Source organism: Arthrobacter sp. S41 (assembly GCF_004320535.1).
Classification (GTDB): domain Bacteria; phylum Actinomycetota; class Actinomycetes; order Actinomycetales; family Micrococcaceae; genus Glutamicibacter.
This window is the reverse complement of sequence record NZ_SIHY01000001.1, coordinates 1,815,615-1,827,989: the sequence shown is the minus strand read 5'-3', so window position 1 is coordinate 1,827,989 and position 12,375 is coordinate 1,815,615. Positions and strand designations below refer to the sequence as shown.

The 12,375-nt window shown below is 54.8% G+C and carries 10 protein-coding genes; 6 read left to right on the top strand and 4 right to left on the bottom strand.

Annotated features, from left to right (window positions below):
- Positions 1-76 precede the first annotated feature (76 nt).
- From EYR88_RS08445 to EYR88_RS08435, 3 genes are read left to right on the top strand one after another with little or no spacing between them, the layout of a single operon-like run.
- Positions 77-949, top strand: a complete 873-nt coding sequence (locus tag EYR88_RS08445) for a shikimate dehydrogenase (RefSeq protein WP_131089198.1) — start codon at positions 77-79, stop codon at positions 947-949.
- Complete coding sequence (locus EYR88_RS08440; RefSeq protein WP_131089197.1) at positions 949-2,802, top strand: sugar phosphate isomerase/epimerase and 4-hydroxyphenylpyruvate domain-containing protein; 1,854 nt, start codon at positions 949-951, stop codon at positions 2,800-2,802. Before EYR88_RS08445 ends, EYR88_RS08440 begins: the two co-directional genes overlap by 1 nt.
- A gap of 18 nt (positions 2,803-2,820) precedes the next feature.
- On the top strand, positions 2,821-3,591 hold the full coding sequence (locus tag EYR88_RS08435; RefSeq protein ID WP_131089196.1) for an IclR family transcriptional regulator C-terminal domain-containing protein: 771 nt from the start codon (positions 2,821-2,823) through the stop codon (positions 3,589-3,591).
- Positions 3,592-3,605: 14 nt separating this feature from the next.
- Here the strand turns inward: EYR88_RS08435 and EYR88_RS08430 are convergent, their stop codons facing one another.
- Together EYR88_RS08430 and EYR88_RS08425 are read right to left on the bottom strand one after the other, a co-directional pair.
- A complete protein-coding gene (locus tag EYR88_RS08430; protein WP_131089195.1) occupies positions 3,606-4,847 on the bottom strand; it encodes a PLP-dependent aminotransferase family protein in 1,242 nt (413 codons plus the stop codon).
- Positions 4,848-5,025: 178 nt separating this feature from the next.
- The gene (locus EYR88_RS08425) at positions 5,026-5,415 is read right to left on the bottom strand and encodes a helix-turn-helix domain-containing protein (protein WP_131089194.1); all 390 of its coding nucleotides are present in this window, start codon (positions 5,413-5,415) and stop codon (positions 5,026-5,028) included.
- A 380-nt stretch (positions 5,416-5,795) separates the two neighbouring features.
- Here EYR88_RS08425 and EYR88_RS08420 point away from each other — a divergent pair, with 380 nt between their 5' ends.
- The gene (locus EYR88_RS08420) at positions 5,796-6,971 is read left to right on the top strand and encodes an NADP-dependent malic enzyme (RefSeq protein ID WP_131089193.1); all 1,176 of its coding nucleotides are present in this window, start codon (positions 5,796-5,798) and stop codon (positions 6,969-6,971) included.
- Positions 6,972-7,132: 161 nt separating this feature from the next.
- Positions 7,133-7,651 (top strand): hypothetical protein, encoded by a 519-nt coding sequence (locus EYR88_RS08415; RefSeq protein ID WP_131089192.1) that lies wholly within the window; start codon positions 7,133-7,135, stop codon positions 7,649-7,651.
- 561 nt (positions 7,652-8,212) lie between these two features.
- Here EYR88_RS08415 and EYR88_RS08410 read toward each other — a convergent pair.
- Positions 8,213-9,688 (bottom strand): amino acid permease, encoded by a 1,476-nt coding sequence (locus EYR88_RS08410; protein WP_242632492.1) that lies wholly within the window; start codon positions 9,686-9,688, stop codon positions 8,213-8,215.
- 207 nt (positions 9,689-9,895) lie between these two features.
- Here EYR88_RS08410 and EYR88_RS08405 point away from each other — a divergent pair, with 207 nt between their 5' ends.
- Positions 9,896-10,741: a CoA ester lyase gene (locus EYR88_RS08405; protein ID WP_131089190.1), complete on the top strand. Its 846-nt coding sequence runs from the start codon at positions 9,896-9,898 to the stop codon at positions 10,739-10,741.
- Between the two features lie 126 nt (positions 10,742-10,867).
- Here the strand turns inward: EYR88_RS08405 and EYR88_RS08400 are convergent, their stop codons facing one another.
- Complete coding sequence (locus tag EYR88_RS08400) at positions 10,868-12,358, bottom strand: sodium:alanine symporter family protein (protein WP_131089189.1); 1,491 nt, start codon at positions 12,356-12,358, stop codon at positions 10,868-10,870.
- Positions 12,359-12,375: the final 17 nt, after the last annotated feature.

Below are 12,375 nucleotides of genomic sequence, written 5' to 3'. Positions count from 1 at the left end.
TGTTCATTGCATTACAGTAGATGTAAATCACATCTCAGGCAATACCTGAAGTAAACAAGAAGAGTTGCGGGAGAAAATGAGTACACGTGCGGAGTCTTATCTGGTCGGTTTGATCGGTGATGGTGTGATGCCGTCGCTCACCCCACCGATGCACGAAAGAGCTGCCGAGGTTCACGGTCTGCGATACCTCTACCGGCCTATTGACCTGACCGAACTGAAACTACCGGCCAGCGACATCGGAGAATTGCTCATTGCCGGAGCAAAGCTTGGTTTTAACGCATTCAACGTTACCCATCCTTGCAAACAACTCGTACTTGATCACTTAGATGACATCTCACCCACCGCCAAAGCCATCGGTGCGGTTAACACCGTGGTCATCACCGACGGCAAATTCCACGGGCACAACACCGACGCCTCAGGATTCTCTCGCGCTCTCGACACCGGTCTTCCCGCAGCTAACAAGCAGCGCGTCCTGCAGCTAGGAGCCGGCGGCGCCGGTGCCGCCGTCGCGTACGCATTGCTGGATTCTGGAACCCAAGAACTGCATATCGTTGATCTTGATGAAGAGCGCGTGAATCATCGAGTCCAAGAACTTCGCAAAAACTTCCCCAAGGCCAGCATCCACGCTGCCACGCCAGATCAGGTGCCTGAGTTGCTGGCACAAGTTGATGGGCTACTTAATGCCACGCCGATTGGCATGCATCACCACCCAGGGGTGCCACTAGATATTGCCGCTCTGGAAGCCCGACACTGGGTCGCAGATTGCATCTACCGCCCGGTGGATACAGAACTGATCGTGGCCGCTCGAAACTTGGGCTGCCAAGTTCTGGACGGCGGACATATGGCTGTGGGACAAGCCGTGGACGCTTTTGAAATCATCACCGGCATCAAGCCAGATGCCCAGCAGGTGCGCGAGCACCTGCTGGAACTGCTGGAAAAGGGACTGTAATGCGTACATCCATCGCCACCGTATGCCTCTCAGGAACACTCGAAGAGAAACTGCTGGCCTGCGCCAAAGCAGGGTTTGACGGCATCGAAATCTTTGAACAAGACCTCCTGGTTAGCCCGATGTCACCAGAAGAAGTCAAAGCCATGGCGCAACGACTGGGGCTAACCTTGGATCTGTTCCAACCCTTCAGAGATTTTGAGGGAGTCACCGAGAGTCAGCTGAAAGCTAACCTGCATCGGGCCGAAGCGAAGTTCCAACTCATGAATCGACTGGGCATGGATTTGATGTTGTTGTGCTCCAACGTTGGCACCGCAACCATCAACGACGACCAAGTGTTTATCGAGCAGATCCGACAGCTCTCGGATCTGGCGGCAAAATACAATGTGCGCATTGCCTATGAGGCGCTGGCCTGGGGCAAGTACGTTGACACCTATCAGCACTCTTGGGAGATCGTGAAGCAGGTGGACCGCGCGAATGTGGGCCTGTGCATCGATAGCTTTCACATTCTTTCGCGCGGGGATGACCCGGCAGAGATTGCGAATATCCCTGGCGAGAAAATATTCTTTGTTCAGTTGGCTGACGCCCCAGTGCTTTCGATGGATATCTTGTCGTGGTCCCGCCACTACCGGCTCTTCCCGGGGCAGGGTGGATTTGCACTCGATCAGTTCTTGGCGGAACTGGTGCGCTCGGGATACAGCGGCATCATTTCCCTTGAAATCTTCAATGACGTATTCCGTCAGTCCAACGTAGAGCGTACTGCCATCGACGGCCTGCGGTCCCTGCAATGGCTTCAGTCTCAGACGGCACAGCTACTAAAATCCAACGGCGAACAGTACGCGCTGGAGCTCAAAGAACTTCCGGGCATTCAAGACGCCACCGGATTCGACTTTGCTGAGATTCGTACCGAGGATCCTGAACTTGTCGGCGGGATGCTGGCCCAACTGGGCTTTAGTTTCCGCGGCCAACACCGCCGTAAGCCGGTGCAGCTATGGACCTCGGGGGACGCGCGGATCATCATCAACTCGCAGCGCAGTCGCGGAGTTGAAGCAGCGGTGTCCGGTTTTGGCGTTCAGGTACTAGATCCCGGTGCGAGCGGCGAACGGGGCAACAGCTTGTTGGCCACCAAGGTCCCGCGCTTGCGAACCTTTAATGAACAAGAACTTCCAGGATTTGTTGCCCCTGACAGCACCGAGATTTTCTTTAGTTCGCCAGAGAATACACAAAACTGGATCATTGAATTTGAAGAAGCGACGCTGCCTAATACGGGCGTCAACGATGGGCCCATCCTGTGCATTGACCACATCAACCTGGCTCAACCATGGCAGTGCTTTGATGAATCCGTGCTGTTTTACAGCAGTGTCATCAACCTCAAAGCACAGCCGGGAACCGAAGTTCCTAGCCCCATGGGTCTGGTGCGTTCGCAGGTGCTTTCCACCGAGGATTCCAGCGTGCGTCTGGCGTTGAATATTGTTCCGCATGGTCTGGAGAGCGCCATCGAGCGCAACCATGAATATCCAGAACATGTTGCCCTGCGCACCGAGGACATTATTGGGTTGGCCAAGGATGCTCGCGCACGAGGCATGGAGTTCTTGCAGGTTCCGGCGAACTACTATGAAGACTTGGCCGCACGCTTTGACCTTGATTCGCAACTGCTCACAACGCTCAAAGAATTGCACCTGCTCTATGATCGTGATGAAGCGGGGGAGTTCTTGCATTTCTACACCAAGACCATTGGCAACATGTTCTTGGAGGTAGTTGAACGTCGTTCTAGCTACGATGGGTATGGAGCGCCTAATGCTCCGGTGCGACTGGCCTCTCAGTTTGAGAGCAACCGCTGGAGCAGAAACCTATAAAGCTGGGGAGAAATACACGTGGCAGAGCGGCCAGATTACTTTGTTAAGTCTGCGGATAAGACTTTGGCCGTGCTGCTCGCATTTTCAGCTGGCAACACCGAATTGACCGTCTCTCAAGTGGCTACGGCAACGGACCAGACCCGCGCTTCGGCTCGCCGGTTCCTGCTGACCCTTACGGACCTTGGCTATCTACAAGCTAACGGCAACGCGTATCGGATGACCCCGCGCGTTTTGGATATCGGTGCTGCCTATTTGTCGGGACTCACTCTGCCACAGGCAGCGGTGGGTCACCTACAGTCTCTGGCGCGCGACTTGGAAGAGACCGCTTCATTATGTGTGCTTGAAGGCCAAGACATTCTGTACGTTGAACGCGTTACTGCACCACGACTGCACGCGCTAAACGTCTCCATCGGCAATCGACTGCCGGCCTGGGTGACATCGATGGGCCGTGTGCTGATCGCTCACCTAGAGCCTGCCGAGCAAGAGGCATTCCTTGAGCGGGTAGATCTGCACCCGTACACCGAACACACGGTGGCTGATCTTGCGGCATTAAAGAAGGAACTGGCAAAGGTCCGCGAGCAGGGATGGTCACTGGTTAATCAGGAACTCGACGAGGGACTGCGCGGACTGGCTGTTCCGGTGCTTCGCGGTGGGAAACTTCTAGGCGCGCTGAACATCTCGGTACAGACCAGCCGGAACAACTCTGAAGTCATCGAAGAAGAGCTGTTGCCAAGGCTGCGACGTACCGCCAAAGAAATCGCTGATGACTTTGGCGGTCGCCTGAGCTAAGCGAGAGGCGGACCCTAGCTAGCGTTTGCTTCGATAGCGGAAGCTAGCAGGGTCGATAGACGCTGCACACCTTCAGCGATGGTGGCCTCATCAACGGCGCAGAACGCTAGACGAAGCTTGTTATCTGCCTGTCCGCTTGGGCTGAACGCCGCTCCTGGAATGAAAATGACTCCGGCCTTCACGCCAAGTTGCAGCAGTGCATACGTGTCGATTCCTTGGGGAAGAGTCAACCAGATGAAAAATCCACCTTCAGGTCGCGTGTAGCTGACCTCTGCTGGTAGGTACTTTTCTAGGGCATCAAGCATTGCGTCGCGACGGGAACGGTACAGATCGTTGTATTTAGTGATCTGTCCCTTCCAGTCATGCTCTTCAAGATAAGCACTGATGATCATCTGATTCAGGGTTGGTGGGCACAGCGCCACAGCTTCGCCAGCCAAGTAGAAACGACGGAACAGATGGGTAGGCACTGCGGCCCAGCCAATGCGTAGACCGGGTGCAAAGATCTTGGAGAAGGAACCCATGTAGATGACGTTCTCGGGATCCAAGCTGCGCAGGGTTGGCGCCGCTTCTCCCTCGTAACGCAGCATTCCGTAAGGGTTATCTTCCAGAATCAGAATGCCTTCTTCACGGCAGATGGCCACGATTTCTTCGCGTCGCTCGGCTGCCAGCGTGATGCCTGAAGGGTTGTTAAAATTCGGAATGGTGTAGAGGAACTTGATGCGTTCCCCGGAGGCTCGCAGCTCAGTGATGCGCTCACGCAACGCTTGAGGAATCAGACCATTATCGTCGGTGCCTACCGGACGTGCTTTGACCTGGTAGGCCTCAAAAGTATTCAGCGCACCAACATAGGTCGGGTCCTCGCACAGTACGGTATCCCCAGGATCGCAGAAGACCTTGCAGGCCATATCTTGTGCCGATTGGGATCCGTTGGTTACCACTACGTCTTCAACTTTGACGTTGGTGATTCCTTCTGCGGCCATGACATCGAGGATCTGCGCGCGGAGTTGAGCGGTGCCCAAACCGGAGCCGTACTGTAACGCTTCAGGCCCCTGCTCGGTGATGATGCGCTGGGAGATTTCACCAATCTTTTCCAGTGGCAGTAATTGCAAAAAAGGATTGCCGCCAGCAAGGGAAACCAATGAAGGATCCAAGGAGAGTTCAAAAACGTCTCGTACCGCAGACTGTTTGATACCTGCTGCCCGCTCGGAGAGCAATTCTTCGTGGGCAGATGTTAGGGACTGGGGTGCGGTGCTCATGGTCCTCCTTGGCCAAGGCTCCTACTGATGTAAGGAGCGCGCTCCTCGCATTCAGGCTCCATGCGAGGATGTGTTTTCAAATAGAATACTTTGGTATTCCAACAGGAAAACTCGCGGTTGGCAAGAACTTCAGCAATGTGCGGCCATTGCCCTTAACCTAGGACAGGTATTCGTCCGGCTACTTCTCGGATTCGGCGCGAGAATCTAACCAATCCTGAATGGAGCTAGGGCGGATACGCCGGTGTGTGCCGCGGTATTCCACCTCGATAATTCCTGCATCAGCAAGCTTTCGAAGGTAGCTATTTGAAATGCCAGCCATCTGAGCTGCCTGAGAAGTGTTCAGCAGTAACTCTGGAGTTCCGATGCTGACCGACTCTCCATTGGCAAAACGCGCGAGCACTTCAATGAGCGCCTGATGAGCTTCCTTAGGTAGCTGTAGTGCAGTGCCATTCACAAACACCGTGGTGTCGTTTGATTCATCCAGCGCGCGTCGTAACCGTGTGGTGGTCTTTTCGTCGAGTGACTCGAAAGTACGTACTCTGCCCAAGGCTGAAGTCGGTGATGCCATGGAATTCATTTTGCCTCAAGATGCGCACCAAGTGCGTGCAATGAGCACCAGAGGTGGATATTGCTACGGCAAGTCATATTAGAGCTCCACGACGAAAGGGGGTTGTATTGCGACAAACGGTTCCCGTATGGTGGAAATTGTAGGTCTAAAGAAAGTACTGACCAGCCATCTTCCGGCACACCACGACGGAACCTTCAGCCTTACCCGGCTGAGCTCCTCGGGGAACTGTGTACATAGAAGCTTGATGCCCTCCTTAATTGCGTCGGGTCAAGCTCTGTTGCGGTCGGATGAATGGTCATGCGCGTTCCTACGCTATGCCACAAGCTTTGTGGGTACTGCGTTTTCGTCGTTCAAAACTTTCTTGAAAGAAGAATCATTCAATGTCGATTGAATCCGCCAAAGACCTGTCCACCATCACCGATGCAGAAGTATTCGACGCTCACATCGGTGGCAAACTCACCGTTCAGTCGCAGATGCCACTGAAGTCCAAGCGTGATCTGTCCATTGCGTACACTCCCGGAGTAGCCAAGGTTTCCCAAGCGATCGCTGACAATCCAGCCATGCACTCCACCCACACCTGGGCCTCGCGTCTGGTTGCCGTCATCTCCGACGGCACCGCAGTGCTAGGCCTAGGCAACATCGGTGCAGCAGCGTCGCTGCCGGTGATGGAAGGTAAGAGCGCACTATTCAAAGAATTCGCTGAACTAGATTCCATCCCGCTGGTACTGAACACCACCGACGTTGATGAAATCGTTGAGACAGTGATTCGTCTACGCCCAAGCTTCGGTGCGGTAAACCTCGAAGACATCTCGGCGCCTCGTTGTTTCGAGATCGAAAAGCGCCTCATAGAAGCGTTGGATATCCCAGTGATGCACGATGATCAGCACGGCACCGCCGTGGTGGTCCTGGCTGCACTTATTGGGGCCGCTCGTCAGACCAAACGGGACATCAGCTCGTTGAAGGTTGTTGTCTCCGGTGCGGGTTCAGCCGGTGTAGCCGTGACTAACCTGTTGCTCAAGGCAGGAGTGGATGACGTGATCGTTCTCGATTCGCGGGGAACCATTCACCGCGAGCGTGATGACTTGAACCCCATCAAGGCCGAATTGGCAGGACGCACCAACCGTGATGACGTGATGGGCGGATTGGCTGAAGCCTTGGAAGGCGCTGACGTAGTGGTGGGACTATCTTCGTCGAAGTTTGACGAAGCAGCATTGGCCAAGATGAACAAGGATGGCATCATCTTTGCGCTGTCTAACCCGACTCCGGAAATCATGCCGGATGTGGCCAAGATGTATGCGGCAGTGGTTGCCACCGGACGAAGTGACTTCCCAAACCAGATCAACAACGTTCTGGCCTTCCCTGGAATCTTCCGTGGTGCGCTGGACTCGGGCGCCACGAAAATTACCGAGGAAATGAAGGTCGCCGCGGCTCATGCCATCGCTGATTTGGTCGGTGATGACTTGGCTGAGGACTACATTGTTCCTTCGGCTCTGGATGATCGAGTGATGCCAGCTGTAGCCGCCGCGGTGGCTGCTGAAGCACAGTCGGCTAAGTAGTCTCGTAGGCACCTGTCGGTGTCGCACCTAAGGCGTTGCCTGCAATCGATGTGATTGCGGGCAGCGCTTTTTTGTTGTCCACACCGAGTTTGATTCTTAACCTCCAAGCCTGATATCAGCGTGAGACTTGCTGACATCACATCATGCAAGGAGGAGTAGTAGTGAGAGACTTCGTAACGAAATGGTGCACGATCAGAAGCACCTTATCCACTGCGGAAGAAGCGGCCTTTCTGGCCGAATTAGAGATAAAGCGCCGCGGCTATGCGTTGTTTGCCTACCGTATTCCTCTGTCGCCGCTTGTCATGGCATCAACCAAGGGTCTTGAGGATTCGGGCCACGCTGAAATCGCCACCCTTGCCGGCAGTGAAGACGAAGCCTTTGGCTTATTGAAGTACCTTGCTGAACAAGTCCTCGACCACGGCCGACATTTCACAGAGGGAACCAGCGGAACAGCCTTCTTTGGAGAATTGAAGTTCCACGACTTGTCTGCCGAGGCGTATCTCCTTGATGCCTTTGAGGATTTTGACGACTTTGAAGACCCTGAGGACTTTGACGATCTTGATGACTTTGACGACGCGCTGGGCGAGTATCGTCCACGTTTGTTAGTTTGCGAGTCTCCATCGCGCAGATCAACGCCGGCACGCAAGGCGCTGCACCAGGTCCAATGCAAAGCAGCCTGAGCTCATGGACAGCAATCGAAGTAAGAAGGAGCGCAAGCATGTGCGATATGTGTGATGGGATGAGCCTTGCAGATGTGGAGGTCAGAAGCGATCAGTGCATTCGTGATTTTGGACGTCAGGTACTTTTTGTAGAACCGGGCCGATTCAGCCAGCCCTACGCCTACACCATCGGGCTCAGCCTGCGAGGGCATCCAGAATTTTGGTTCGTGGCCTGAACTTTGCCGATAGTTTGTACCTGCTCAACGGCCTTTCAGGATCAGTGTTAGAGGACAATGAAGTTTTTGCGCACGGCCATAACTGTTCGTGGAATGAGACCGCGTTGTTGTACTTCTCGAAGATTTCCAGAGGGATCAGGCACGAGGCACCATGGGCTTTTAGTCGGTACGGCGAGAATATGAGACTGCTAGAAGTGCTCTTTGTGAGTCGAGATCTTCCCTTTGGCGCGATGATATCCCCAAATAATTGACCCGTTGCAGTCCTTGCCTGGATAAAGAAAAGCCGTGATCACCCGAATGGATTCGGATGATCACGGCTTTGCCTAAAAAGGAAGATTGATCCTTATTAGTGCTTCTTCGAAGCGAAGTAGGCTGCTGCCTCACGCTTCTCTGCAGCTACACGCTCCACATGTGCTTGACGCAGCTTATGATGCTGAGGATTGTTGCGCAGCAACAGATAGCCGATACCAACCACAACGAACCAGATTGGCGTTGCCAACAGGCCAGTTAAGGTGTCTGCATCCTTAGTGAAAGCCCACAGTAGGAACACGAAGAACGCCATGACTACGTACGGCATGAAGGTGCCGCCCGGCATCTTGAAGACCGACGTGTCATGAGCCTGCGGACGACGCTTGCGGTAGACCAAGTAGCTGATCAAGATGATCGTCCAGACGAACATGAAGCACAGCGAGGAGATCGTGGTGACTACCGAGAAGCCGGTGGACTTATCCAGACCGAAGACCAGCAGAACAATCGAACTGAGCAACACAACGCCGGAAAGGAACAACGCATTGCGTGGAACCTGACGGCTGGTGAGTTTGCCGAAGAGCTTTGGTGCATCACCGTCGGTTGCCAGTCCGAAGACCATACGCGAAGTTGAGTAGATGCCCGAGTTAGCCGATGACGTCGCAGAAGTCAGCACCACGGCGTTAACCAGGTGAGCTGCAGCGCCAAGGCCTGCCAGCGAGAAGAGCATCACGAATGGCGACTGATCAGCGGTGAAGCGATCCCAAGGAACGACCGACATCAAGATGGCCAGCGAACCTACGTAGAAGAGCAGAATACGCACTGGGATGGCGTTGATAGCCTTTGGCAGGTTGTGTTCCGGGTTCTTTGTTTCAGCAGCTGCGGTACCAACTAGCTCAATACCAACAAAGGCGAAGACGGCGATTTGGAAGCCCATAACGAAGCCCATGAGTCCGCCACCGAAGAATCCGCCTTCACCGTTGAATAGGTTCAGGAAGGAAGCCTGAGCGCCATCGTGCTCGAAGCCGGTGACGATCATGACCAGGCCGACGACAATCAAGACAACAATCGCGACAATCTTGATCAATGCGAACCAGAACTCGGTTTCACCAAATCCGCGTACTGAAGGTAGGTTCAGCAGAATCAGCAGCACGATGACTGCCAATGCTGGGATCCACAGCGGAATGGTTGGCAGCCAGTAAGTGACGTACACCGAGGCGATCACAATTACGTCGGCGACGCCGGTAACAATCCAGCAGAACCAGTAGGTCCAGCCGGTGAAGAAGCCAGCCCATGGTCCAAGGATGTCTCCGGCGAAGTCGGAGAAGTTGCGGTAATCGGTGCGGCTGAGCAGTAATTCGCCCATAGCGCGCATCACGAAGTACAACATGAAGCCGATGACCATGTAGACCAGGATGACCGATGGGCCAGCAACAGAGATGGTTTTTCCCGAGCCCATGAATAGGCCAGTGCCGATTGCACCGCCAATGGCAAGGAGCTGAATGTGTCGGTTGGACAACGCTCGTTTAAGCTCGGGTCCAGTCTCTGCGGGATCAGTAGTTTCTATATTTGCCACGCAGGGTCCTTTATCGTGCAGCTTCATCGTGAAGCATAAATCTTTGTGGAGACAGATTCGCCTAGTGCCACGTCTAGTGACATTACCGGAAAACGTCTCGTTGTTTGTAATTGTCCTCACATCAGACTGTGTTGGTCGGCTCAATTGAGGCAAATAGTGTACATACCTAGTGGAAGCCCTCAGGCCCAAGTGAGTAGTCTGGGAACTATGGCAATTCGAAATCGTCGAGCAGCGGCTCTTCCGGCAAAACTGTCCCGTTCCTGGCTTTTGGTGAACGCAGCAAAAGAGGAGGACTTTGCGCCGGCTCTCGCGAGCGAGGCCGACTCAGTCATCTTCGATATGGAAGCTGCTGTCCCTGATGACAAAAAACTTCAAGCTCGCGACAATGTAGTCCGCGCGCTGTCCAATGGCATGACCGCATGGGTGCGCGTCAACGGCATTGATACCGACTTCTGGGCCGATGATCTTGCAGCCCTGTCTGAGGCACCAGGTCTGCGCGGCATTATGCTGGCCATGACCGAGCAGCCAGAGCAGGTCACCTACAGCGCCATGCGTCTGCGCGCGGGCACCCCGGTGCTGGCCTTGATCGAAACCGCATTGGGTATCGAGAATGCTACCTCGATCGCATCGGCTCCTGGCACTTTCCGTCTAGCCTTCGGCGTGAATGACTTCCGCAAAGACACCGGTGTCTCCGATGACCCACTGGCGCTGGCCTATGCTCGCGGCAAGCTGGTCATCGCATCACGTGTTGGAAAGCTTCCCGGCGCCATTGATGGTCCACCACCAGCTGGTTCTGATGCGGCTAAGGTTTCTGAGGAAACTCGCGTCACCGCATCCATGGGTATGACCGGCAAGCTCTCGCTCTCCCGCGACCACGTGGACGGCATCAACGCGGCCTTGGCTCCGAGCGAAGACGAACTGTCATGGGCCATGGAACTGCTCGAAGCCCACGCCGCTGGCGCTTCGGTGGGTGACGGCTCGTACTTGCCGCGTTTGGCCCGTGCGCAGAAGATTGCGGATCTGGCTGACTCCTACGGACTGTGGAACGCCTAAGCTTTCCGAGGGCTAGTTGCGAACCTGGTTTAACAGCAAATGATCTCGGTGAGGATCCTGGAAACAGGATCCGCACCGGGATCATTTTTTTTGCATCAATTCAGGCTTAGCTCATTAAGCGAGGTGTTATCCGCTATGTGCTTGACGATGTTGGGAGGAACCAACAACGTCACCGGACTTCCACTCGCTCCAGCCATCGCGGTCCTTCATGAAGTCCTCAATCTGTGCCTTGTTGGCTTCCAGCTTCGGATCATTCTTGAGGTACCAGCGGGTTTCACGAGCAATCAAACCGGACATGATGAGCAAGCCCACGAGGTTTGGTAGGGCCATAAGACCGTTCATCATGTCGGAGAAGTTCCATACGGCGGTCAGCTCGGTGGTGCAACCTACGTAGACAATCAACGAGAAGAGAACGCGGAATGGCATCACTGCGCGTCGACCAATCAAACGCTCAATATTGCGTTCACCGTAGTAGCACCAGCCAAGGATGGTTGAGAAGGCGAACATAACCAGGCCGATGGTGACAACCCAGTGTCCCCACTGGCCGGGCAGGCCGTGGGTGAAGGCTTGGCCGGTCATCAACGCGGCGGAGACTTGCTCGCCGGTGGCTTCATCAATCTTGTTCCAAGTACCGGTGGTGATGATCACCAATCCGGTGCAGGTAACTACGATGATCGTGTCGATGAAGGTCTGAGTCATGGAGACCAGACCCTGACGGACCGGGTGGGTGGTCTGTGCCGCGGCAGCCGCGATAGCCGCCGAGCCCATGCCGGATTCGTTGGAGAAAATACCGCGAGCAACACCGTACTGTACGGCGATGATGATTGCAGACCCGGCGAAGCCACCTACGGCCGAGGTGCCGGTGAAGGCGTCAGTGAAGATCTCTGCAAAAGCGGCGGGGATGCCACCGACATTGGCAATCAAGATGTAGATCGAAGCAACCACATAGAACACGATCATGATCGGCACGAAGCCGGCGGTGACCTTGCCGATGGACTTGATGCCACCAACAAGGACAGCCAGTGACAGAATGGTGAGGATCAGGCCCGTGACCCACGGGGTGACGCCAAAGGAATTATCCAGGTTGGCGGCGATCGAGTTTCCCTGGGTCATATTGCCGATGCCGAAGCTGGCCAGAGTCGCGGCGACAGCGAAGAACAAAGCCAAGAATTTACCGAATGGGCCTTTGATACCGCGCTGCAGGTAGTACTGCGGTCCGCCGGATTTTTCACCTGCAATATCCGTGCCGCGGTAGCGGACGCCGAGGTAAGCCTCGGAGTACTTGGATGCCATTCCCAGCAGGCCGGTGACCCACATCCAGAACAGCGCGCCCGGTCCGCCAATGCCGATGGCTGTTGCCACGCCGACGATATTGCCAGTTCCAACCGTGGCGGCCAAGGCCGTCGTCAACGCTTGGAACTGCGAGACGTCGCCTTCAGCACCATCATCTTTGCGTTTGAGCAATCCTAGGCGAAGCGAAGCGGCGAGCTTGATAAATTGCAATCCGCCGAGGCGAATGGTCAGGTACAGGCCAGTGCCTAGTAGCAACGGGATCAGACAGAATGGTCCCCAAATAACTGATGAAATATCTCCGAAGAGAGTTCCCAGAGCTTCCATGTATACAACATCCCTTG